Source organism: Kitasatospora sp. NPDC057512, assembly GCF_042802135.1.
Classification (GTDB): domain Bacteria; phylum Actinomycetota; class Actinomycetes; order Streptomycetales; family Streptomycetaceae; genus Kitasatospora.
In genome coordinates this window covers 1-23,090 of the sequence record NZ_JBHVET010000005.1, presented here as the reverse complement: position 1 = coordinate 23,090, position 23,090 = coordinate 1, and the positions used below count along the sequence as shown (strand labels likewise).

Below are 23,090 nucleotides of genomic sequence, written 5' to 3'. Positions count from 1 at the left end.
CCGAACGGCAGGCGGCCCGAGCCGACGGGCTGAGGATGCGCGGCGCGGCGGCACGGCGCCCGGCGCGGCATCGACGCTGCGTCCGGAGCGGACACCGGACGGACATGGAATGGGCACGAAGGGCCCGGGATTCAGGAGGTCATGGCCGCGAGCCTGCCAACCTCCGTGTGATCCGCGCAACAGGTTTTTTCGCCGGTGAGAGCGCGCGCCACTCCCAACCCGCCCCCGCCAGGCCCGCACTCCCCCTGTGCGCCCCCGCGGGTTCCCCGCACGATTCCCGCGAGTCCCCCGCACGTCCCCCACTAGGGCGCTTCCACCCCGCCCCCCGGCCGACCGCCACCCCCGGCCAAACCCCCGCAAAGCTTCACCCAAGATTCGCCCGTTCGGCGGGAACAATCACACCGGGGCACCAGTTGCCCCCACTGGAACAGCAGGACGATCAGGAGGGCACCTCTTCCCGTGAGCACCATCCCCACCGTCACCCTCAACGACGGCGCGCAGATCCCGCAGCTCGGCTTCGGCGTGTGGCAGGTCCCGGACGCCGAGGCCACCCCCGCCGTCCGCGCAGCGATCGAGGCGGGCTACCGCTCCATCGACACCGCGGCCATCTACGAGAACGAGACCGGCACCGGCGCGGCGATCACCGAGGCGCTGGCGGGCGGCGTGGCCCGAGAGGACCTCTACGTCACCACCAAGCTGTGGAACTCGGGCACCCGCGACTGGTCCGGCGAGCAGGGCCGCGACGCGGTGCTGCGCGAGTTCGACGCCTCGCTGGCCAAGCTCGGCCTCGACCAGCTCGACCTGTACCTGATCCACTGGCCGCGCCCGATGCACGGCGACAGCTACCTGAACATCTGGAAGGCCTTCGAGCAGCTGAAGGCTGACGGCAAGGTCAAGTCGATCGGCGTCTCCAACTTCGGCGCCGAGCAGCTGACGCGCCTGCTGGACGAGGCCTCCGTCGCCCCGGCCCTGAACCAGGTCGAGCTGCACCCGTACTTCCCGCAGACGGAGCTGCGCGCGTTCCACGCCGAGCACGGCATCGCCACCGAGGCGTGGAGCCCGCTGGGCCAGGGCAAGGAGCTGCTCGCCGAGCCCGCACTGGTGAAGATCGCCGAGAAGCACGGCCGCACGGTCGCCCAGGTGGTGCTGCGCTGGCACCTCCAGAGCGGTGTGATCGCCATCCCGAAGTCGGTCACCCCGTCCCGGATCCGGGAGAACCTGGACGTCGCCGGCTTCGAGCTGGACGCCGAGGACCTCGCGGCGATCGCCGCCGTGGCCACCGGCAAGCGGATCGGCCCGGACCCGCAGGAGTTCGACTGGAACTGACGCGCCCGGGGTCCGGGCTCCCGGGCCCCCGAACCGTCTGACCACCCGACCGTCCGACCGCCGGTCACACGAAGACCGCCCGCACCCCTACGGGAGCGGGCGGCCTTCGGTGTGCCCCGATGCGCCAAAGCCCATGGCCATGGACCCTCAGCGTTTTGGCGAATCGTTTTGGCTACTGTGGCGAACTTTTGACCTACAGCCTGCCCGCCTTGGCGATGAGCGCGAGTGCGGCCTCGTGCTCACCCTCCTCCAGCGGAGCCAGCAGCAGCCGCTGGACCTCGGCCACCCCAGCGGCCGAGCGGTGCAGCAGGTCCTGTCCCGCCGGTGAGAGCGAGAGCAGGTTGCGCCGTCCGTCCGAGGGGTCGCGCCGGCGCTGCACCAGACCGCGGCGCACCAGCCGGCTGACCATCTCGGCCATCGTGGCCTTGTCCAGCGAGGCCAGCTCGCCGACCGTGCGCTGGTCGGCGCCCGGTTCCAACTCCAACGCGTCCAGCACCGCGTACTGCGGAGCCGTCAGCTCGGCGCCCACGTGCTCCGACCAGAGCTTGGTGTGCACCTGCTGGCTCACCCTGATCAGGTAGCCGATCGCCCGCTGGGCGTCCAGTATCGGCCGCGCGTCGGTGATGACGGCGACCGCCGCGGGCTCCAGCCTGGCTATCTTGGCCATGACCCTGACGATCTCGACCTGTTCCTCCGCCGTGAGCGGCTCGAACAGGACGCGCTGAACGCGGACCACACCACCGGTGGCCTCGCGCACCGCCTGGGCGCCGCCCTGCGAGAGGGCCAGCAGCTTGCGCCGGCCGTCGGCCGGGTCGCGCCTGCGTAGCACCAGGCCACGGCGGACCAGCCGCGCGACCATCTCGGCCATCGTGGCCTTGTCCAGCGAGGCTCGCTCGCCGACCGTCCGCTGGTCCGCACCCGGTTCCAGGGCCAGGACCAGCAGCACGGCGAACTGCGGAGCCGTGAGATCGGCTCCGACGTGTTCGGACCACAAGCGGGTGTGAACCTGCTGTGCCACGCGAATCAGGTGTCCTGGCGACTGCTGCAGTCGCGTAGACACGCGGGTTGTCGGGATCTCCCCCAGCACCATGTATCCGTCCCGATGTCACACCCGGTGTGTGTGGGACACCCGGGTGGGGCAGTAACGGCGAGTGGGCGTCCAGCTATGAGGGAGGGCGCTCCAGCCGTGCAGCCGGTGGCTGCTGGCGGACACTATACAAACGGCGGGCCCTTGCTGGCAGGCAGGGGCGGATAGTAGACGCAGGTTCGGCAACATTGGCATATTTACTCGCTGCGAAGGGCTTGCAGTAACCCGTTCTCAGCAGAAAGCCGACCGGTCGGTCCTTACCCACCGTCACCTGCGTCTCTCCACCCTGGCCGCGCTCCCTACCCGCCGGTAGGGTGTGGCCACCCTCTCCGGGGGCTCTCCCCGGGAGGTACTCCCGAGAGAGACGAGAGCGAGCATGACCGAGCAGAGCACCGCCCCCCGGGTCGCCGTCGTCACCGGCGCCGCCCGCGGTCTGGGCGCCGCCACCGCCGTCCGGCTGGCCGCCGACGGCTACGCGGTCGCCGTCCTGGACCTGGACGAAGCGGCCGGCAAGGAGACCGTCGACCGGATCACCGCCGCCGGCGGCAGGGCGCTCGCCGTCGGCGCCGACGTCTCGGACGCCGAGCAGGTCCAGGCCGCCGTCGACCGGGTGGCCGCCGAGCTCGGCGCCCCCGTCGTCCTGGTGAACAACGCGGGTGTGCTCCGCGACAACCTGCTCTTCAAGATGTCCGAGTCCGACTGGGACACGGTCATCAACGTTCACCTCCGCGGCGCCTTCCTGATGACCCGCGCGGTGCAGAAGCACATGGTCGACGCCGGTTTCGGCCGCATCGTCAACCTGTCCTCGTCCTCGGCCCAGGGCAACCGCGGCCAGGCCAACTACTCGGCCGCCAAGGCCGGTCTCCAGGGCTTCACCAAGACTTTGGCCATCGAGCTGGGCAAGTTCGGCATCACGGCCAACGCGGTCGCCCCCGGCTTCATCGCCACGGACATGACAGCCGCCACCGCGGCCCGGGTCGGCATGGACTTCGAAGACTTCAAGCGGGCCGCGGCCTCTCAGATCCCGGTCCAGCGGGTCGGTCAGCCCGAGGACGTCGCCCACACCGTCTCGTTCCTCGCGAGCGAGGGCGCCGGCTTCGTCTCCGGCCAGGTGATCTACGTCGCGGGCGGCCCCCTCGACTGAGCACGGAACCTACACAGGGTTACCACGGAGTGGGAAGCCGGGCGCACCGGCCTCCCACTCCGTTTGCTTTACCGGGGCTTTTGCAGAACCATTCGACGACCACACTGACTTTCGATCCTGAAATAGCGGAAATCACCCCTCGGACCACCCCTGGTCGGCCCAATTGTCGATTTCCCGGGAAAATGACAATTACCACCGGAATAGCCCTGTCCGGCTGGGTAAGGTCACCCCGTGCAATCCAGAAGTACCCCCGCTCCCCTTCCGCGCCAGGGGCCGGAGCACCGCACCGCCGCAACCGGCCGCCTGGACCGTCCCACCACCCCCGCGCGTCCCCTCGTCCCGCTCGGCCCCGACCCCGGAGAGCCCGGCTGGCCACCGATGAGCCGACGGCAGGCCGCCCTCCTCGCCGTCACCCTCGCCGGCTACCTGCTGGTCCTGGCCGGGGTCCTGCTCAACACCGTGCTGGTCGACCTCGACTGGTCGGTCCGGCTGCTGCGCCCCTACGAGCGGTGGCCCCGGCTGGAGCCACTGCTCGACACCTGGGTGGTCGCCGGGCAGCGCGGGCCCTCGGCGATCGCCGCCTTCGTCTGGCTCGGCTGGCGGGCCCACCGCCTCGGTCGGCTGCGCCCGCTGCTGGTCATGGGCATCGCCCTGTTGTTGCTCAACGTCACCGTCGGCGCGGTCAAGATCGTCACCGGCCGGCTCGGCCCGCACTACGCCCAGTACGTCGGCTCGCCCGAGCTCTTCTCCGGCGGCACCATCTTCCCCTCCGGCCACACCGCCAACGCGGTGGTCACCTGGGGCGTGCTCGCCTACCTCGCCGTCCGCTGGCGGCGCACCGGCGCGGTGATCGCCGCCGCCACCGCCTGCTCGATCGGTCTGACCACGGTCTACCTGGGCACCCACTGGGTCACCGACGTCCTGGCCGGCTGGGCTGCCGGACTGCTCGTCCTGCTCTCGCTGCCGCTGCTGGAACCGCTGGTCGCCGCCGCCGAACAGCGGCTCCACCGGCGCTTCGGCCGCCGGCACCTGCCCTGCTGAACCCGGGCCGGCCCGAACCAGAACCGACGGCACGCCGCGGTCCTACCCCTCCCAGCTGCGCTCGACCACACCGTTGCGCACCGCGAGGTTGAGCCGCCCCTGCCGGTACTCCATGGTCATCAGGTCCCCCGGCTCCAGCACCCGGACCGACGCCCAGCCGTGCCGCCGGGCCAGCTCCCGGGCCCGCTCGATCCGCAGCCCCGCGTACCCCTCGCCGTCCTGGCCCGCCGCCCCCGAACCGGAGCCCGCACCCGAACCCGAGCCCGAACCCGCCGCACCGGACCCCGCCCCCACCGCGCCCGAACCCGACATCGTGCCTCCCCCGGCTCGCCTCCGCGGACGTACGCTGGAATCGTAGCCCGACCCACGCGGTCCGGAGGTGAACGGCATGCGCACCACCACCCCGCGCCGGTGGCGCAGCGGCACCGAGCCGGCCACCGCCCGCAGCGACCTCAAGCTCCGCTACCTGCTCTCGCTCACCTTCACCCCGCTGTTCGCCCTGGCCACGGTGGGCTTCGCCGTCTGGGCGGCCGTCTCGCCCGCCTACGGTGCGCCCAGCCGGGGCACCCTCACCGGCTTCGCCGTGGCCTGCGGCCTGCTCACCCTGTTCGCCGCCGTCGATCTCGTGGTCGTCATCCGGCGCCGCCGGACCGAGCTCTGACGCGGTGTCTCCCATGGAGTGGGAAGTCGACCCGGCCGACTTCCCACTCCGTGCCGTCGGCTTCCCACACCGTGCGGCCCACGCCCCCTGCCCCGGCGGCCTCAGCGCCCGCCGACCGCCTGCTTGACCAGCGTCCGCCCGAAGTCCCACATCAGTCCGCTCCCCCGGTGGGCCTCGTCCATGATCTCGGTGAAGGCGTCCACGAACCGGTCCACGTCGCTCTCGGTGATGATCAGCGGGGGGATCAGCTTGATCACTTCCAGGTGGTCCCCCGACACCTGGGTCAGGATGCGGTGCCGTTGCAGCAGCGGCACGACCACCATCTGCGCGAACAGCCCCTTGCGCGCCGCCTGGAGCGCGGTCCAACCGGTGCGCAGCTTCAGCGACTTGGGCCGGCCGAACTCGATCCCGATCATCAGCCCGCGCCCGCGCACCTCGGCGAGCAGCTCGTACTGGTCGACCAGCGCGGTCAACCGTCCGCGGAAGTAGTCGCCCACCTTGCGGGCGTTCTCCACCACCTGCTCGTCGCGCATGACCTCCAGGGTCGCCAGCCCGGCCGCCATCGCCTGGGCGTTGGACCCGAAGCTGGCCGAGTGCACCAGCACCCGGTCCATCGAGGAGTACACCTTCTCGAAGATCCAGCCTTTGCCGAGCGTCGCCCCGACCGGCACGTACCCGCCGGACAGCGCCTTGGCGGCGCAGACCAGGTCGGGCAGCACGCCGTCCTCGTGCTGGTAGGCGAAGAACTCGCCGGTGCGGCCGATGCCGGTCTGCACCTCGTCGCAGATCAGCAGCGCCCGGTGCTCGTGGAGCAGCGCCTGGGCGGCCCGCAGCCAGCCCGGCGGCGGCGCCTGGACGCCCTTGCCCTGGATCGGCTCGACGATCAGCCCCGCGACGTCGCCGCGCTTCAACTCCTTGGCCAGCGCGCCGAGATCGCCGAGCGGGACGGCGGTGTCCGGCAGCAGCGGGTCGAAGCCCTTGCGGAAGCCGCTCTCCCCGTTGACGGAGAGCGAGCCGGTGGTCAGCCCGTGGAAGGCGTGGTCGGCGTAGAGGATCCGCTTCCGCCCGGTGGCGTACCGGGCGAACTTGAGCGCCGTCTCCACCGCTTCGGTGCCGCTGTTGCCGAAGAACACCCGGTCCAGCCCGGGCGCGTACGACAGCAGCCGCTCGGCCAGCAGCCCGGGCAGCGGTGAGCAGTCGAAACGGACCAGGTCCGGCAGGTCGAGGTCCATCACCTGCTGGACCGCCGAGCGCACCACCGGGTGGTGGCGGCCGAGCGCGAAGATGCCGAAGCCGGCCAGCATGTCGAGGTACTCGTTGCCCTCGGTGTCGTAGAAGTACTGGCCCCGGGCGCGCTCGTAGTACTTGTCGAAGCCGATGGTGTGCAGCATCCGCGGCAGCTGCGGGTTGAGGTGGCGGCCGTGCAACTCGTAGCGCTCGCTGCCGCGTTCGGCGATCAGCGCGGCGAGGTCGAAGGCGGGGCGGTCTGGTTCAGCCGGCATGGCGCGGGTTCGCTCCTCGGGTCGGTAGCAGGTTCTTGGCGAAGACGGCGGTCTGGGCAGCGACCCCGGTCCCGGTCAGCCCCGCCTCCTCCAGGATCTCCCCGCGCGAGGCGTGGCCGAGGAACTCCTGGGGCAGGCCGAGCACCCGCACCGGCACGTCCACGTCGGCGTCGCGCAGCGCCTGGGCGACGGCCGAACCGACGCCGCCGGTACGGCCGTTGTCCTCGACGGTGACCACCAGCCGGTGGGCGGCGGCGAGTTCGGGCAGCACCGGGTCGACCGGCTTGACCCAGCGCGGGTCGACCACGGTCGCGGTGAAGCCCTCGGCGAGCAGCAGCCGGGCCGCGTCCAGGCAGGCGGAGGCGGTGGTGCCGACCGCGACCAGCAGGATCTCCTGCGTCCGCCCGGTCCGCAGCAGCACGTCCACCCCGCCGGTCCGCTCGACGGCCGGCACCGCGGGCCCGACGTTCCCCTTCGGGAAGCGCACCACGGTCGGGCCGTCACCGACCTCGACGGCCTCGCGCAGCTGGGCGCGCAGCTGTTCCGCGTCGCGCGGCGCGGCGAGCCGCAGGCCGGGGACGACCTGGAGGATCGACATGTCCCACATGCCGTTGTGCGAGGCGCCGTCCGGCCCGGTCACCCCGGAGCGGTCGAGCACGAAGGTGACGCCCAGCCGGTGCAGGGCGACGTCCATCAGCACCTGGTCGAAGGCCCGGTTGAGGAAGGTCGCGTAGACCGCGACCACCGGGTGCAGTCCGCCGGTGGCCAGCCCCGCCGCGCTGGTGACGGCGTGCTGCTCGGCGATCCCGACGTCGAAGGTCCGCTCCGGGTAGGCCTTGGCGAACGGGGCCAGGCCCACCGGCTGGAGCATGGCCGCGGTGATCGCCACGAGGTCCGGCCGCTCGGCTCCGAGGGTGAGCAGCTCGTCCCCGAACACCGAGGTCCAGGAGACCCCGCCGCTGGGCGAGATCGGCAGGCAGGTGTACGGGTCGATCGGGTTGACGGCGTGGAAGCGGTCGGCCTCGTCCTGCTCGGCCGGCCGGTAGCCGCGGCCCTTGACGGTCAGGCAGTGCACGATGACCGGTCCGCCGAAGTTGCGGGCCTGGCGCAGCGCCTGTTCGACCGCGCCCAGGTCGTGGCCGTCGATCGGTCCGAGGTACTTGAGGCCGAGGTCCTCGAACATGCCCTGCGGGGCGAAGGCGTCCTTGAACCCCTTCTTGGCGCCGTGCAGCGCGTCGAAGATCGGCTGGCCGACCAGCGGGGTGCGCTGCAGGGCCTCCTTGCCCAGGGCGAGGAAGCGCTCGTAGCCCTGGGTGGTGCGCAGGGTGGCCAGGTGGTTGGCGAGGCCGCCGATGGTCCTGGCGTAGGAGCGCTCGTTGTCGTTGACGACGATGACCAGCGGCCGGTCGCGCGCCTCGGCGATGTTGTTGAGCGCCTCCCAGGCGAGCCCGCCGGTGAGTGCGCCGTCGCCGATCACCGCGACGGTGTGCCGGTCGTGCTGGCCGAGCAGCCGGGCCGCCTTGGCCAGGCCGTCGGCGTAGGAGAGCGCGGTGGAGGCGTGCGAGTTCTCGACCAGGTCGTGCTCGGACTCGCCCCGCGCGGGGTACCCGGAGAGTCCGCCGCGCATCCGCAGCCGGCTGAAGTCCTGGCGGCCGGTGAGCAGCTTGTGGACGTAGCTCTGGTGGCCGGTGTCGAAGACGATCCGGTCGTACGGCGAGTCGAAGACCCGGTGCAGCGCGATGGTCAGCTCCACCACGCCGAGGTTGGGCCCGAGGTGGCCGCCGGTGCGGGTGACGGCCTCGATCAGGAAGTCGCGGATCTCGTCGGCGAGCAGGGGCAGTTCGACGGCCGGGAGCTTGCGCAGCTCGGCCGGGGACGTGACGCGGGAGAGCAGTGACATGGGTTCACCTCACGACTCGGAGCGGTGCGGTGGTGCCTCCACCCGGCCCGGGCGCGGGCCCGGCCTGGCTGCGGGGGCGGAGCCGGCCCGGGCGCGGGGCCCGGACCGGGGTGCCGACCCGGAGGTCGGCTCCCGGCTCAGCGGCCCTTGTTGCCGTTGACGGTCTCGGTGATGGCGCGCAGCGACTGCTGCAGCGAGCCCATCGTCGCGAGGACGGCGGTCGGCTCGTAGCCGCAGTGGGCCATGCAGTTCTCGCAGCGCGGGTCCTTGCCGCGGCCGTACTTGCTCCAGTCGGTCTTCTCGACCAGCTCGCGGTAGGTCGGCACGTAGCCGTCGGCCATCAGGTAGCAGGGCCGCTGCCAGCCGAACAGCGAGTAGTTGGGGATGCCCCACGGGGTGCACTCGAAGTCGGCCTTGCCCTCCAGGAAGTCCAGGAAGAGCGGGCTGTGGTTGAGGCGCCAGCGCTTGCGGTTGCCGTCGGCGAAGGCCGCGCGGAAGAGCGCCCTGGTCTGCTCGACGCCGAGGAAGTGCTCCTGGTCGGGGGCCTTCTCGTAGGCGTAGGCCGGCGAGATCATCATCTCGTCCACCTTGAGCTCGTCGTTGAGGTAGTCCAGCACCTCGATGACGGTCTGCGGGGTGTCGGTGTTGAAGAAGGTGCTGTTGGTGGTGACCCGGAAGCCGCGCCGCTTGGCCTCCTTGATCGCGGCCACCGCCTCGTCGAAGGTGCCCTCCTTGGCCACCGACTCGTCGTGCCGCTCGCGCATGCCGTCGATGTGCACCGCGAAGGTGAAGTACGGCGAGGGCGTGAACTTGTCCATCTTCTTGCGCATCAGCAGCGCGTTGGTGCAGAGGAACACGTACTTGCGGCGCTCGACCAGCTGCCGGACGATCTCGTCGATCTGCGGGTGCATCAGCGGCTCGCCGCCGGCGATCGAGACCATCGGGGCACCCGACTCCAGGACCGCGCCGACCGCCTGGGCGACGGGCATCCGCTGCTTCAGGACGCCCGCCGGGTGCTGGATCTTGCCGCAGCCCTCGCAGGCGAGGTTGCAGGCGAAGAGCGGTTCCAGCTCCACGATCAGCGGGAATTTGTCCCGGCGCTTGAGCAGCTTCTGCTGCATGAGGTAGGTGCCGACCCGCACGGTCTGGCGCAACGGCATGGCCATGGCTAGCTCGCCTCCTGGGGGAGCGTCGAGGATGTGGGGTGGTTCAGGTCTGCGGAGCCGGGCGCGCGCTCCTGCCGGTACCAGTCGACTAGGGCGGGTACCGTCGCCCGCAGGGTCCGCCAGGCGCGCACCCCGGCCGGGAGGGTGCCGGGCCGCAGCAGCTCGTGCGCGGGCGTGTCCACCACCACCCGCAGGACGGCCGCCGGCAGCACGGGCCGGACCTCGCGCAGCGCGGCCAGGACGGCGGCGGCCTCCATGTCGACGGCGAGCGCGCCCTGGAGGTGCAGCGCCCGCCGTTCGATGCCGCGCACCACGTGGTCGGCGGTGTGGTGCACGCCGGTGTGCACGGTCAGGCCGCGCTCCTTCAGCGCCCGGGTGAGCTCCGCGCCGGAGTCGAGCGGGTACAGGTGGCCCTCGGCGTCGCGCACGCCGTCGGCGGCGACCACGTCGCCGGGCAGGACGCCCGGGCCGAGCGCGGCGCCGAAACCGGCCACCACCACGGCGCCGTAGCCGGTCGGCGCGGAGCTGAGCAGGCGCCGGACGGCCAGCCCGGCGCGGCGTCGGCCGACCCCGGTCCGCACCAGCACCGGGGACCCGCCGGTCGCACCGCGCCAGTCTCCGCCGCGCAGGGCCCAGACCTCCGGGCCCAGGGCGCAGAGCACCAGCAGGGGCGCGGTGGTCACCGCGCCGTCCCGATCGCCGGGGTTCCGTCGGTCCGGCTCGTGCCCGGGGCGCCGTTGAGGTAGCGGCCGAGCGCGGTGACCGGGAAGACCAGCCGGTACAGGTGGTAGTTGATGGAGAAGTCCCACGGGAAGCCGGTGCCGGTGAACTGCGGCTCGTCCCAGGTGCCCTCGGGCAGCTGGGTGCGCACCAGCCACTCCGCGCCGCGCTCCACCGCCGGGTTGGCCCGGCCCTGCGGCCCCTCGCCGGCCGCGAGCAGCGCCATCAGCGCCCACGCGGTCTGCGAGGCGGTGGACTCGCCGCGCCCGGCCCAGCGCGCCGGGTCGTCGTAGGAGCGCATGTCCTCGCCCCAGCCGCCGTCGGCGTTCTGCCGGTCCTCCAGCCAGCGCACCGCCCGGCGGATCGCCGGGTGCTCGTCGGGGACGCCGGCCGCCACCAGGGCGGGCAGCACCGAGCCGGTGCCGTAGATGTAGTTGGTGCCCCAGCGGCCGAACCAGGAGCCGTCCGCCTCCTGGTTGCGCAGCAGCCACTCGATGCCGCGCCTGGTCCGGGGGTCACGGGAGCGGCCGGTCTCGGCGAGCATCTCCACCACGTGCGCCGTGACGTCGGCGGACGGCGGGTCGACCACCTCGCCGAAGTCGCAGAACGGCAGCTTGTTGGGCAGCGTGCTGGTGTTGTCCACGTCGAAGGCGCCCCAGGCGCCGTTCTTGGACTGCATGCCGAGGTTCCACAGCACGCCCCGGTCCACCGCCCCGTCGACCTTGGCCGGGTCGGGGTGGGCGACCCGGCGCAGCGCGAGCACCACCTCGGCGGTGTCGTCGATGTCGGGGTAGGTGTCGTTCTCGAACTCGAAGGCCCAGCCGCCGGGGGCGAGCCCGGGCCGCTTCACGGCCCAGTCACCAGGCTTGCGGATCTCCTCCCGGAGCATCCAGTCGACGGCGGAGACCAGCGCCGGGTGGTCGGCCGGCACCCCGGCGTCGACCAGGGCGATGGTGGCCAGGCAGGTGTCCCAGACCGGGGACTGGCAGGCCTCCAGCCAGCGCTTGCCGTCCTCGGTGTGCACGGTGAAGCGGTCGAAGGAGGAGAGTCCGGCCTTCATCACCGGGTGCTCCAGCTCGTAGCCCTCCAGGTGCAGGGCGATCAGCGAGTAGACGGCGGGGGGCTGGATGCCGCCCCAGCAGCCGTCGGCCTCCTGGCGTTCGACGATCCAGCGGCAGGCCTGCGAGAGGGCCAGTCGGCGCAGCGGGCGGAAGGCCCGGCGGTGGTAGGCGTGCAGCGCCTTGTCGAGGCGTTCGAAGAGCCCGTCCCAGGTGGTGGCGGGGGCGAGCGGCCGGTGGGGGTACGGGTCGTTCGGGTCGGTGTGCAGCTCGGTGAGCGGGAAGGGGGCCGGACGGACCGGGCGGTGGGAGGACACGACCGTCAGCGGGACGATGGTCTGGCGGGCCCAGCAGCCGAAGGCGTAGATGTTCAGCGGCAGCCACCTGGGCAGGAAGATGATCTCGGGCGGCATCTCGGGCAGCCGTTCCCAGGGCCACCAGCCGAACAGGGCCAGCCAGATCCGGGTGAACACCCGGGCGGCCGCGATGCCCCCGGCGGAGCGGACGTAGCGCGCGGCGGCCAGCATGTGCGGGGCGTCCGGGTCGTCCCCGGCCAGCTTGAGGGCGACGTACGCCTCGACGGTGGTGGACAGCTCGGGCGGCCCGCCGTGGAAGGTGGACCAGGTGCCGTCCTCGCGCTGCTGGGAGCGGATCCATTCGGCGGTGGCGCGGGTCTGCTCCTCGGTGCGGATTCCCAGGAACTGGCGGAGCAGTAAGTCCTCGGCGTCCATGGTGACGTTGGTCTCCAGGTCGCCCTTCCACCAGCCCTCGGACGACTGCAGGGAGAGCAGGTGGGTGGTGGCGCGGGCCAGGGCCTCCCGCGCGTCGGCCGGTCCGTGGTCCGTCTCACCGGCCGGCCGCGGCTGGTCGGTGTCCTCGGGCTGCCACCGCCCCGTGCCCAGCAGGGCCGGGGGGCGGTCGCCCACCGCGACCGGCTCGGAATCGTACTCAGGGTCGAGCCGGCCGTCCGCGGTTGCTGTCAACGTAACGTCACCTCTCTCGTACCACCACGAATTCGGCGAGTGCGACGAAGTGCTCGCGCACCTCGTCGGTCATGGGCACCTCGTCCAGGGCGGCGAGGGCAGTCGTGTGCTGGCGGCGGGCCTCCTCCTGGGTCCAGGCGCGGCCGCCGGCCTCCTCGATCAGCGCGGCGCGGGCGGCGAGCTCGGGCTCGCTCTCCTCCCCGCGTCCCTTCGGGTCGGCCAGCTGTTCGGCGAGTCGGCGCGAGGCCGCTCCGCCCTCGGCCAGGGCGGCGGCCACCGGCAGGGACTTCTTGCGCTGGCGCAGGTCGCCCCAGTGCGGCTTGCCGGTGACCTCGGTGGCGCCCCAGATGCCGAGCAGGTCGTCCACCGCCTGGAAGGCGAGGCCCAGGTGGTGGCCGTAGCTCTGGAGCGAGCCGGAGACCTTGTCGTCGGCGCCGGCCAGGACGGCGCCGATCGCCGAGGCGGCGGCCAGCAGGGCCGCCGTCTTGCCGCCCTCCATCTCCAGGCACTCGGCGACCGTGACGCTGTCGCGCTGTTCGAAGGCGACGTCCATGGCCTGGCCGTCGATCAGCCGGCGGGTCGCCGTGGTGAGCAGCCGGACGGCGCGCGCGGCGTCGGTGGCGCTCGCCCCGCCGGTCACGGCGGCGTCGAGCAGTACCTCGGTGCCGAGCGTCGCCAGGGCGTCGCCGACCAGGATCGCCTGGGCCGGCCCGAAGACCGTCCAGGCGGTGGCCCGGTGCCGTCGGGTCTCGTCACCGTCCATCAGATCATCATGGAGGAGGGAGAAGTTGTGCACCAGTTCAACCGCGACCCCACCGGGCACGCCAACCTCGGCCGCCGCGCCGGTCGCCCGGGCGGACAGCAGCGCCAGCGCCGGGCGCACGGCCTTGCCGCCGTCCCCCGTCACCGGGGTGCCGTCCCGGTCGATCCAGCCGAAGTGGTAGGCGGCGACGGTGTCCATGGGTGCGGCCAGTCGGGCGACGGCGGCCCGTAGCGGCGGGGTGCAGAGCGTACGGCTGCGGGCGAGCAGCTCCGGCACCGAGACCGGTTCGGCGTGCGCCGTGCCTCCGACGGCGTAGCCGGTGCGTGACTCCACGTGCGTTCCCTCTTCCTCGTGGTGCCAGGCCGCACGGGGCGGCCGGGCGCTGTCGGTGCGGCTGGTGTCGAATCGAGTGCCGGTGCCGATGCCGGTGGTTCCGGCGGTGCCGGTGGTGCCGGTGGTGCCGGTACGGCCGGCCGGGCCGCTCCCGGTGGATGCGCCGGTGCGCTCGACGGTACGCCCGTCGGCTCTGGCGGGCTCTCCGGCGGCGGGGCCCGCCGTCACCTGGGCCACCTCCCGTCGCCGCGGTCCACCGGCGTCCGGGTGCCGGTCGCGGCGAGCGCGGCGTCGGCCGCGGCGTGGCCGCTGCGCACGGCGCCCTCCATGGTCGCGGGCCAGCCGGTGGCCGTCCACGAGCCGGCCAGCAGCAGGCCGGGGACCTCGGTGCGGGCCGAGGGGCGCAGCGCCCCGTTGCCCGGCGCCGGGTCGAAGGTCGCGGTGCGCTCCCGGGTGACGAAGAAGTCCAGCACCTCGGCCTGGGCCGCGGCCGGCAGCAGCCGGCCCAGCTCGGGCAGGTAGCGGCCGCGCAGCTCGGCCACCGGCAGGTCGATCTCGTCCTGCGCGGCGGACTGCGACAGCGCCAGGTACTGGGCGCCCGGGTGGGCCCGGCCCGTCGGGGTGGCAGCGAGGCCGGAGTGCGCGGTGCGGTCGAAGACCCACTGGACCGGGGAACCGAGCGCGGCGAAGAACGGCCGGCGCAGCACCTTGCGGTCGTAGACCACGTGCACGTTGAGGATCGGGGCGGTGCCGAAGCCGGCCAGCCGCTCCTGCCCGGGGATCGCGTTCGGCGGCAGCAGCGCGGCCGCGCTGTCCTGGGCGCCGGCCAGCACGACGGTGTCGGCGGTGAGCAGTTCCCCGTTCCCCAGCTGGCCGCCCTCCAGCCGGACGGCGTGCTGCGGCACGGCCGGCTTCAGCTCGGCCACCCGGGCCCGCAGCAGCACCCGGACGCCGGCCCGCTCCAGCTCGGTGAGCGCCCGGTCGTGGTGGATCGTGCCGAGCGGGACGGCGGCGATGCCGATGTCCGAGGCGCCCGGGTCGGAGAGCAGGCCGGTCTTGAACACCATCCCGGCGAGCGCCAGCGAGACCTGGTCGGCCCGGGCGTTCAGGGTGGCGACGCCGACCAGGTCCCACAGGGCGGCCTGGGTGGCGGCGTTCTGCCCGTTGCGGCGCAGCCACTCGCCGAAGGAGACTTCGTCCAGCGCCGGGTCCGCGAGGTCCAGGCCCCGCAGGGCGAGCGCGCCGCGGACCACCCGGGCGCGGTCGGCCGGAGACAGGTGCGGGTAGCGGGCCAGGCTGCCGGCCAGGTGCAGCGGGACGGGCAGGCCGGCCCGGCGCAGTCGGCCCAGGGTGCGCACCGGGGCCGCCCGCGGCCCGCTGACGGAGAGCACCGGGATGTCGAGGCGGTCCTGGAGGTGGACCAGCCGGGAGGCGCCGAGGCGCTCCAGCAGGCCGCGGTAGGCGGTGCAGCAGCGCAGGTAGACGTGCTGGCCGTTGTCGACGGTGAGCTCGCCGCGCTGGAAGGAGAAGGCCAGGCCGCCGAGCCGGGGCCGCCCCTCGGCGAGGGTGACCCGGTGACCCGCCTCGGCGAGCCGCAGCGCGGCGGTGATCCCGGCGAGGCCGCCGCCGACCACGACGGCGGCCGGGCGCGCGGCATCGGCTCGCCCGGTCATCGGCCCTCCCCCTCGCAGTCGGTGGACCGCCCGCGGGCGGTCCCTGAAGAAGATCCTCGTTTGTTCAACACGGAACTACCCGCACGTGATTCCCAGCTGACACAGCGTGACAGAACTGTTGCGAGAATCAAGAACGCCCCCCGGCGAGCCCGGAAAGCGCCACGTACGCCTTCTCCCAGCCCGGCAGCGAGACCCGGCCGCGCAGCACCGACTCCGGTTCGGCGGCGATCCGGCCGAGCAGCCGGTGGTAGATCCCGGCCATCGCGGCGGTGCAGGCTCGGCTGCGGCGGTCGAGCATCGGCAGCAGCCGCAGGCCCTCCTCGAAGGCGGCCTGGGCCCGGGCGGCCTCGAAGGCCACCAGGCCGGTGAAGTCCGCGCCGACCGGCGGCTCGGGCAGGGCGAAGCCCTGCTCGCAGCCGAACCGGACCAGGTCCTCGGCGGGCAGGTAGGTACGGCCGGTCAGGGCGTCCTCGCGCAGGTCGCGCAGGATGTTGGTGAGCTGCAGCGCCAGGCCCAGGGTGTCCGCGTAGCGCGCCCCGAGCTCCGGGTCGTCGCAGCCGTAGACGCCCAGCGAGAGCCGGCCGATCGCGCCGGCCACGCAGCGGCAGTAGACCTTCAGCTCGTCGTAGGTCTGGTACTCGGCGCCCTTGAGGTCCATCTCGACGCCGTCGATCAGCTCGTCGAAGCCGCCGAGCGGGATCGGGAAGCGCCGGGCCGCGTCGGCCAGGGCGACCTTGATCGGGTCGGTGTCGTCCTCGGCGACCACCCCGGAGCGGACCTCGTCCACCAGTTCCCGGGTGCGCACCAGCGCCTCGGCCTTGCGGTCCTCCGGGAGGTCGCCGTCGCCGATGTCGTCCACCCGGCGGGCCAGGGCGTACAGGGCCGACATGGCCAGCCGCTTGGGTTCCGGCAGCAGCCGGATGCCGTAGCTGAAGTTGCGCGCCTGCAGCCCGGTGACTGCCTCGCAGTACCGGTACGCCGCCATGACCTGGGCCGACGCCAGTGGTGATGCCGCCACGCGGGCGTTCACCTTCCCTTCGCGAAGATGGCCGCCGCCTTCGCTGCGAGGCGGCGCTTGTCCGGCTTCGCCTGCTGGGCGAGCACGTCGTACCCGGCGTCCTCGACGGCCGCCAGGGCCGCATAGCCGCCTGCGGTGAATCCCGCCAGGAGCAGTCGAAGCCTCCCCCGAACCGTACCTACCAATGGTGCGCCGCGGTCGAGCAGGGTGCGGGCCCGCTCGACCTCGAAGGCGATCAGCTCGCGCACCGCGCCGTCGGCGGAGGGCGCGGCCAGGTCGGCCTCGGTGACGCCGAAGCGGGCCAGGTCCTCCGCGGGCAGGTAGATCCGGCCGTGGGCCAGGTCCTCGGCCACGTCCTGGATGTGCTCGACCACCTGGAGGCCGCTGCACACGGCGTCGGAGAGTTCGATCCGCTCGGGGGTGGAGACGCCCGCGATGGCCAGCACGAGGCGGCCGACCGGGTCGGCGGAGAGGGTGCAGTAGCCGATCAGGTCGTCGAAGGTGGCGTAGCGGGAGGTGGTCTGGTCCACCCGGTTGGCCTCGATCAGACGGCGGAACGGCTCGGGGGTCAGGCCGTGTCGGTCGACCAGCGGGACGAGCGCGCTCATCAGCGGGTGGCGGGGGCGGTCGGCGCCGACCGCTCCGGAGCCGTCGGCGGCGCGCAGGGCCGTCTCGAAGACCCGGTCGAGGTCCTGCTCCAGTCCGTCGAGCAGGGCGAGCCGGAAGGCGGTCTCCTGCGGAGTCGGCGGGCCGGACTGGTCCGAAGGGGTGGCGGGGGGCGTCTGCTCGACCCCGAGCAGCCGGGCGGTGGCGGCCGGGTCGGCCAGGTCGCCGTCGCCGGCGTCGTCGACCAGGCGGGCGAAGCCGTACACCGCCATCAGGTCGTCACGCCAGGCCGCGGGCAGGAAGAACGGGGCGACGGGGAAGTTCTCCGCGCCCGCCTTGTCCAGGGTCTGTCCTGCGGAACCGTTCACCGGCGTATCTCTGGGCTGGGCCGAAGCCGACACTGCTGTCACTCCCCCGTTCTACACCGCTTGGCACGACCGGCCCGACTCGGACACGCGTCCGAGCGCGGGCGTCACGCACGGCACACCGCCCCCGCGACCACCAGGCTGACACGCCCGGGCGCGCCGGAGAAGGGCGCCCCGCCGGGGCACCGGGCGCTCACCTCCGCGCCGGGCGGCGGGAAAGGCGCGGGGCCGGCTCCGGAAGCTCCGGAACCGGCCCTGCGGGGAGTGACGGGGACTACGGTCGCTCGCCGCGCTCGTAGCGGCTCACGACCTCCTCGGTGGGGCCGTCCATGACCAGCTCGCCGGCCTCGATCCATATCGTCCGCTCGCAGACCTCGCGGATCGAGTTGTTGTCGTGGCTGACCAGGAAGACCGTACCGGCGGACTTGCGCAGCTCGTCGATCCGCCGCTTGCTGCGCTGCTGGAAGGCCTGGTCGCCGGTGGCGAGGGCCTCGTCGATCAGCAGCACGTCGTGGGTCTTCGCGGCCGCGATCGAGAAGCGCAGCCGGGCGCCCATGCCGGAGGAGTAGGTGCGCATCGGCAGGGAGATGAAGTCGCCCTTGTCGTTGATGCCGGAGAACTCGACGATGTCCTGGTAGCGGGCCCTCACCTGGGCCGGGGTCATGCCCATGGCCAGGCAGCCGAGGACGACGTTGCGCTCACCGGTGAGCTCGTTCATCAGCGCGGCGTTGACGCCCAGCAGCGAGGGCTGGCCGTTGGTGTAGATGCCACCCTTCTCGGTCGGCAGCAGGCCGGCGATGGCGGCCAGCATGGTCGACTTGCCGGAGCCGTTGGAGCCGATCAGGCCGATCGCCTCGCCCTTGTACGCGGTGAAGCTGATGCCCTTGACCGCGTGCACCTCGCGCACGCCGGAGGCGCGCTTGCGGCTGATGATGCGGCTCAGCGCCGAGGTGGCGCTGCCCTTGCCGGAGCCGGCGCCGTGCACCTTGTAGACGATGTGCACGTCGTCGACGACGACGGTGGGCTCGCGGGCGACGTCCGCGTCCGTGACGGTGTCGTTCTTGCTCAGGTCGATGTCAGCCACGGCCGTACTCCTCCTCGGCCTTCCAGAAGAAGACGTATCCGACGACGAACATGCCCACGCCCCAGGCCAGGCCGTACGCCCACTGGTGCGGCGGGAGGGTCTGGTGCACCGGCTGGTGCGGGTTGTAGATGACCGGCGCGAAGGCGTGCCGCAGCAGGTCCATGTAGATCGACGCCGGGTTGAGCGACATCAGCGTCTGGATGTAGTGCGGCCAGTGCGTGATCTTGTCCTGGATGCTGAACATCACACCGGACAGGAACATCCAGGCGCGCATCACGAACGGGATCAGCTGGGAGATGTCACTGGTCCGGGAGCCGAGCCGGGCCATCACCAGGGAGATGCCGGTGTTGAAGAGCGTCTGCAGGAGCAGCGCCGGGATGATCAGCAGCCAGGTCCGGCCCGGGGTGATGCCGGCGGCGAGCACGGTGACGACCAGGACCACCATCGAGATCAGCAGCTGCTGGAGCTGGATCACGGTGAAGGCGATCGGGAGGCTGGCCCGGGGGAAGTGCAGCGCCCGGATCAGCCCGAGGTTGTCGGAGATCGCCCGAGTGCCGGCCTGCACCGCGTTCTGGGTGAACTGGAAGACGAAGACGCCGATGCACAGCCAGGCGATGTAGGTGTTGTCCGGGAAGCCCTGCTTGCTCGCCAGGATCACGCCGAAGACCAGGTAGAACACCGCGCAGTTGAGCAGCGGGGTCACCACCTGCCACAGCTGGCCGAGCTTGGCGTTGGTGTACTGGGCCACCAGGCGGGCGGTGGCGAAGGCCCAGATGAAGTGGCGCCGGGCCCAGAGCTGCTTGGAGTAGGCGAACAGGCCGGGACGGGCGCCGCTCACCGCCAGACCGTACTTGTCCGCAAGCTGCTTGGGGGTCAGGCCCGCGTCCGCCCCCCTGGGGGCCGAGAGGCTGACGGGTTCACTCACTGTCGACACATTCGTCCTTCACGCGGGATCGGTCGGGGCGGCCGGTCGGCGGGGTCCGCCGGTCGTGCGCCGATGGGGATCCACTGGGATCTCGGGGGAGCCGGCCGGTGTGTGGGCACCGGCCGCAGCGATCGATCATCCGATGCGGATGCCATCAGATGTGATCAGATGATCGGAGGTCGGCCCAGCCTGGTCAGTCGCCAGACGGTACGCCACCGCATGGGCCGCCGCGCACCGCAGGGTTCGCGCCAGCCCGCCCGGAACCCGCCCCACCAGGCCTTCAGCGCCTCCGGGGAGGGGCGGCGGGCCAGGGTCAGCAGGAACCAGGTTCCCAGATAGAGAGGCACCAACAGGGCCGGAAGGTTCCGCCTCGCGAGCCAGACCCGGTTGCGGGCCACGTTGTGGAAGTAGCTCGCGTGGCGGGCGGGCGAGGTCGTGGGGTGGTGCAGCACCACGTCCGCCCGGTAGTCGATGGCCCAGCCGGCGTCCAGCGCGCGCCACGCGAGGTCGGTCTCCTCGTGGGCGTAGAAGAACTCGGCGGGCAGCTGCCCGGCCTGCTCGAACACCTTGCAGCGCACCGCGCTCGCGCCGCCCAGGAAGGTCGTCACCCGGGACGAGCGCAGCGGGTCGCTGGCGCGCAGCCTGGGAACGTGGCGGCGCTGGGTGACACCGGTGTCCGGGTCGGCGATCCGGAAGGAGACGATGCCCAGCTCCGGGTCGGCGGTGAAGGCCTCGCGCAGCAGGCGGGCCGAGTCGGTGCGCGGCAGGTTCCCGTCGTCGTCCAGGAAGAGGACGGCGTCGACCTCCGCGCCGTCCCGGCCGAACAGCTCGATGCCGACGTTGCGCCCGCCCGGGATGCCCAGGTTCTCCGGCAGCTCGACGGTGCGCACCCCCTCCGGCAGCGGGGGCAGCTTCACACCCTGGCCGACCACGGCCAGCTCGACCGCCGGGCCCTCCTGGGCGCGGACGGCCTCGATCAGGGCGTTGAGCTCGGCGGGCCGGTTGCCCATGGTGATGATCACGGCGCCGAGGCGGAAGTCCTCCGCGGTGCCCGGCGCGCTCATCGCAGCCTGCTGGAGAGGACGATGCTCAGCAGGTGCAGCACGGTCTGGAGCATCGCGATCGCGGCCAGGACGACCACCGCGAGCCGGGTGAAGAGCAGCCCGCCGTGCACGGCGTCGGCGACGCCGGCGGCCAGGATGAGCAGCGAGGCCTCGACCGCGCCGACCAGGCGGTGGAACTTCAGGAAGGAGGCCGCCCGGCGGGCCCTGGCGACGGAGGCCGACCGCGGCACCGAGGCGCTGTCCTCGACGGCCGTCAGGCCGCTGCGGGCGCGGGCCACGTCCACCAGGTCGGTCTCGGACTTGATCAGGATCGCGCCGAGCGCGGCCAGGGTGCCGAGGAAGGCCCACTCCCAGTGCGACCCGGTGCCCTCGCGGTGCAGCAGGTCGGTGGCGCGCAGGCCGAGGCCGGTCAGCAGCGCCGCCTCGGACATGTAGTGGCCGACCCGGTCCAGGTAGACGCCGGTGAGCGAGGTCTGCCGGCGCCAGCGGGCCACCTCGCCGTCCACGCAGTCCAGCAGCAGGTAGACCTGGATCAGCAGGGCGCCCAGGACGGCGCCCGCGATGCCCGGCAGGACCAGCGCGGCACCGGCCAGGATGCCGGTGACCATCATCAGGTACGTCAGACCGTTGGGCGTGATCGCCGTCACGGTGGAGAGCACCCGGGTGATCCGCAGCGAGATCCTCCGCATGTACAGGCGACCGGCCCAGTGCTCGGCGCTGCGGCGCTGGAGCATGCCCTCCGGGTGGATCACCGCGCGCAGCTCCTCGATCGAGGGCCGGCGGGTCAGGTCCACCGGGGGCCGTTCGGCGCCCGCGGTGGAGGGGTCAGCTGTTGACGGCTTGGACATAGTCGGCGTACGCGTCCCTGATTGCGGAAGGGGAGAGGTCGAGGTGTTCGAGGATGGTGAAGCGCCCCGGTCGGGTGTTCGGAGCGTAGTGCACCGCTTCGGTGAACTCCGCCTCGGTGAAGCCGATCTGAGCCGCGGTCACCGGCAGTCCGTGGCTCGCCAGGCGCTCCACGATCAGACCGGTCAGCTCGCGCTCGCCCCGCAGGAAGCTGGCGAAGGCGGCGCCGAGGCCGACCTGCTCGCCGTGCTGGGCGGACCGCTTGGGATACAGCACGTCCAGGGCATGCGAGATCTCGTGGCAGGCACCCGACGAGGGCCGGGTGCTGCCCGCGATGTTCATCGCGATGCCGGACAGTACCAGGGCCTCGGCGAGCGCCGTCAGGAGGTCCTGGTCCTGGGTGCTTCCCGGGTGCCGCAGCAGGTTCTCGCCCGCCGAGCGGGCCATCGCCACGGCCAGACCGTCCACCGGCTCGCCGGTCACCGCGTGCGACAGCTCCCAGTCCGCGCACGCGGAGATGTTGGAGACGACGTCGCCCACGCCGGCCGCCACGAAGCGCTGCGGGGCCTGCCGGATCACGTCCAGGTCGACCACGATGCCGATCGGGCTGGGCACCCCGTAGGAGCCGCGGCCGGCGTCGTTGTCCAGGGTGGAGACCGGCGAGCAGATGCCGTCGTGGGCCAGGTTGGTGGCGACCGCGACCAGCGGCAGGCCGACCCGGGCCGCGGCGTACTTGGCGGCGTCGATGATCTTGCCGCCGCCGAGGCCGACGATCGCGTCGTAGTGCCCGCCGCGCATCGCCTCGGCCAGCCGCACCGCGCTGTCCAGGCTGCCGTCGTCCACGTTGTACCAGTCGGCGCCGGGCAGGGCCGGCTCCAGGCGGCGGCGCATGGCCGAGCCGGAGCCGTTGCTGATCGCGACCGCGATCCGGCCCGAGGCCGACAGCCGCTGGTCCGCGAGGATGCCGCCGAGCGCGTCCAGCGCGCCCGGGCGGATCTCGACGAACAGCGGCGACGGGACCAGTCGGGTCAGTACCGGCACGCGATCTCCCGCGCCTTCGCCAGGTCGTCGTGGTTGTCGACCTCGACCCAGGAGACCTCGCCGATCGGCTGGACGTCGATCCGCAGGCCGCGGTTCACCATCTCCTGGTAGCCGTCCTCGTAGTACAGCTGCGGGTCGCGCTCGTAGGTGGCGCGCAGCGCGTCGGTCAGGTCGGCGGCGGCGGACGGGTTGATCACCGTGACGCCGATGTACTCGCCGCTCGCCTCGGCCGGCTCCATCAGCTTGGTGATCCGGCGCATGCCGGTGGCCGGGTCGACGACGACCTTCATCTCCTCGTCGGCCAGCTTCTTCACCGTGTCGAGGGCGAGCAGGATGCCGGGGGCGGTGCCGGCGTCGGTCAGGCGCTGGTTGCCCTCCAGCATGGTGCGCTGGACGGAGGCCGGGTGGACGGTGTCGCCGTTGGCGAGCAGCAGGCCCTCGGCGAACAGGTCGCGGGCGCACCAGAGCGAGTAGGCGTTGTTCCACTCCTCGGCCTTGTCGTTCTCGACCAGGTGGAGCTTGACGCCGTACTTGCTCTCCAGGGCGTCCTTGCGGTCGTACACCGCCTCCTTGCGGTAGCCGACGACGATCGCGGCATCGCGCAGACCGACCTCGGCGAAGTTGCCGAGCGTGAGGTCCAGGACGGTCCGTTCCCCGTCGACCGGCACCAGCGCCTTGGGCAGGGTGTCGGTGTACGGGCGCAGTCGGCGTCCCGCACCGGCCGCGAGCACCATCCCGATCATGCGGGGCCTCCCTCGTACGACTCCAGGTCACCGTGGAGGAT

At 72.5% G+C, this 23,090-nt stretch carries 21 protein-coding genes; 4 read left to right on the top strand and 17 right to left on the bottom strand.

What is annotated here, in order from left to right; all coding sequences use genetic code 11:
• Positions 1 to 459 precede the first annotated feature (459 nt).
• On the top strand, positions 460 to 1,326 hold the full coding sequence (locus ACFU6K_RS00880) for an aldo/keto reductase (RefSeq protein WP_380660104.1): 867 nt from the start codon (positions 460 to 462) through the stop codon (positions 1,324 to 1,326).
• Between the two features lie 193 nt (positions 1,327 to 1,519).
• Here the strand turns inward: ACFU6K_RS00880 and ACFU6K_RS00875 are convergent, their stop codons facing one another.
• A complete protein-coding gene (locus ACFU6K_RS00875) occupies positions 1,520 to 2,344 on the bottom strand; it encodes a MarR family winged helix-turn-helix transcriptional regulator (protein WP_053111942.1) in 825 nt (274 codons plus the stop codon).
• Positions 2,345 to 2,789: 445 nt separating this feature from the next.
• Here ACFU6K_RS00875 and fabG point away from each other — a divergent pair, with 445 nt between their 5' ends.
• Complete coding sequence (gene fabG / locus ACFU6K_RS00870; protein WP_380660103.1) at positions 2,790 to 3,557, top strand: 3-oxoacyl-ACP reductase FabG; 768 nt, start codon at positions 2,790 to 2,792, stop codon at positions 3,555 to 3,557.
• A 378-nt stretch (positions 3,558 to 3,935) separates the two neighbouring features.
• Positions 3,936 to 4,598, top strand: coding sequence for a phosphatase PAP2 family protein (locus ACFU6K_RS00865; RefSeq protein WP_380660102.1), 663 nt, complete (start codon positions 3,936 to 3,938; stop codon positions 4,596 to 4,598).
• A 42-nt stretch (positions 4,599 to 4,640) separates the two neighbouring features.
• Here ACFU6K_RS00865 and ACFU6K_RS00860 read toward each other — a convergent pair whose 3' ends face one another.
• Positions 4,641 to 4,910: an I78 family peptidase inhibitor gene (locus ACFU6K_RS00860; protein ID WP_380660101.1), complete on the bottom strand. Its 270-nt coding sequence runs from the start codon at positions 4,908 to 4,910 to the stop codon at positions 4,641 to 4,643.
• A gap of 76 nt (positions 4,911 to 4,986) precedes the next feature.
• On the opposite strand from ACFU6K_RS00860, the gene ACFU6K_RS00855 reads away from it, so the two are divergent.
• A complete protein-coding gene (locus tag ACFU6K_RS00855) occupies positions 4,987 to 5,259 on the top strand; it encodes a DUF6343 family protein (protein WP_380660100.1) in 273 nt (90 codons plus the stop codon).
• A 101-nt stretch (positions 5,260 to 5,360) separates the two neighbouring features.
• Here the strand turns inward: ACFU6K_RS00855 and ACFU6K_RS00850 are convergent, their stop codons facing one another.
• The 15 genes from ACFU6K_RS00850 to ACFU6K_RS00780 form a co-directional block, all read right to left on the bottom strand.
• On the bottom strand, positions 5,361 to 6,761 hold the full coding sequence (locus ACFU6K_RS00850) for an aspartate aminotransferase family protein (RefSeq protein WP_380660099.1): 1,401 nt from the start codon (positions 6,759 to 6,761) through the stop codon (positions 5,361 to 5,363).
• Positions 6,751 to 8,661 (bottom strand): 1-deoxy-D-xylulose-5-phosphate synthase, encoded by a 1,911-nt coding sequence (gene dxs, locus ACFU6K_RS00845; RefSeq protein ID WP_380660098.1) that lies wholly within the window; start codon positions 8,659 to 8,661, stop codon positions 6,751 to 6,753. Before dxs ends, ACFU6K_RS00850 begins: the two co-directional genes overlap by 11 nt.
• Before the next feature lie 137 nt (positions 8,662 to 8,798).
• Positions 8,799 to 9,827, bottom strand: coding sequence for an adenosyl-hopene transferase HpnH (gene hpnH / locus ACFU6K_RS00840; protein WP_049649487.1), 1,029 nt, complete (start codon positions 9,825 to 9,827; stop codon positions 8,799 to 8,801).
• 2 nt (positions 9,828 to 9,829) lie between these two features.
• Positions 9,830 to 10,510 carry a 1-hydroxy-2-methyl-2-butenyl 4-diphosphate reductase gene (locus tag ACFU6K_RS00835; RefSeq protein WP_380660097.1) on the bottom strand — a complete coding sequence of 227 codons (681 nt, stop codon included), beginning with the start codon at positions 10,508 to 10,510 and terminating at the stop codon, positions 9,830 to 9,832.
• A complete protein-coding gene (gene shc / locus ACFU6K_RS00830; protein ID WP_380660120.1) occupies positions 10,507 to 12,531 on the bottom strand; it encodes a squalene--hopene cyclase in 2,025 nt (674 codons plus the stop codon). The genes ACFU6K_RS00835 and shc overlap by 4 nt, the downstream gene beginning before the upstream one ends.
• 64 nt (positions 12,532 to 12,595) lie before the next feature.
• Positions 12,596 to 13,684 (bottom strand): polyprenyl synthetase family protein, encoded by a 1,089-nt coding sequence (locus ACFU6K_RS00825; protein WP_380660119.1) that lies wholly within the window; start codon positions 13,682 to 13,684, stop codon positions 12,596 to 12,598.
• A gap of 224 nt (positions 13,685 to 13,908) precedes the next feature.
• Positions 13,909 to 15,357 carry a hydroxysqualene dehydroxylase HpnE gene (gene hpnE, locus ACFU6K_RS00820; protein WP_380660096.1) on the bottom strand — a complete coding sequence of 483 codons (1,449 nt, stop codon included), beginning with the start codon at positions 15,355 to 15,357 and terminating at the stop codon, positions 13,909 to 13,911.
• Positions 15,358 to 15,484: 127 nt separating this feature from the next.
• On the bottom strand, positions 15,485 to 16,342 hold the full coding sequence (hpnD, locus tag ACFU6K_RS00815) for a presqualene diphosphate synthase HpnD (protein ID WP_380660118.1): 858 nt from the start codon (positions 16,340 to 16,342) through the stop codon (positions 15,485 to 15,487).
• Positions 16,343 to 16,383: 41 nt separating this feature from the next.
• Positions 16,384 to 17,349: a squalene synthase HpnC gene (gene hpnC / locus ACFU6K_RS00810; protein ID WP_380660095.1), complete on the bottom strand. Its 966-nt coding sequence runs from the start codon at positions 17,347 to 17,349 to the stop codon at positions 16,384 to 16,386.
• Positions 17,350 to 17,620: 271 nt separating this feature from the next.
• Positions 17,621 to 18,430, bottom strand: coding sequence for an ABC transporter ATP-binding protein (locus tag ACFU6K_RS00805; RefSeq protein WP_380660094.1), 810 nt, complete (start codon positions 18,428 to 18,430; stop codon positions 17,621 to 17,623).
• Positions 18,423 to 19,364 carry an ABC transporter permease gene (locus ACFU6K_RS00800; RefSeq protein ID WP_049649806.1) on the bottom strand — a complete coding sequence of 314 codons (942 nt, stop codon included), beginning with the start codon at positions 19,362 to 19,364 and terminating at the stop codon, positions 18,423 to 18,425. Before ACFU6K_RS00800 ends, ACFU6K_RS00805 begins: the two co-directional genes overlap by 8 nt.
• A 155-nt stretch (positions 19,365 to 19,519) precedes the next feature.
• A complete protein-coding gene (locus tag ACFU6K_RS00795; RefSeq protein WP_380660092.1) occupies positions 19,520 to 20,419 on the bottom strand; it encodes a glycosyltransferase family 2 protein in 900 nt (299 codons plus the stop codon).
• Positions 20,416 to 21,153, bottom strand: a complete 738-nt coding sequence (locus ACFU6K_RS00790; RefSeq protein ID WP_380660117.1) for a CDP-alcohol phosphatidyltransferase family protein — start codon at positions 21,151 to 21,153, stop codon at positions 20,416 to 20,418. Before ACFU6K_RS00790 ends, ACFU6K_RS00795 begins: the two co-directional genes overlap by 4 nt.
• Before the next feature lie 91 nt (positions 21,154 to 21,244).
• A complete protein-coding gene (locus ACFU6K_RS00785) occupies positions 21,245 to 22,306 on the bottom strand; it encodes an iron-containing alcohol dehydrogenase family protein (protein WP_359817314.1) in 1,062 nt (353 codons plus the stop codon).
• A complete protein-coding gene (locus ACFU6K_RS00780; protein WP_380660091.1) occupies positions 22,294 to 23,049 on the bottom strand; it encodes a sugar phosphate nucleotidyltransferase in 756 nt (251 codons plus the stop codon). Before ACFU6K_RS00780 ends, ACFU6K_RS00785 begins: the two co-directional genes overlap by 13 nt.
• Between the last annotated feature and the right edge of the window lie 41 nt (positions 23,050 to 23,090).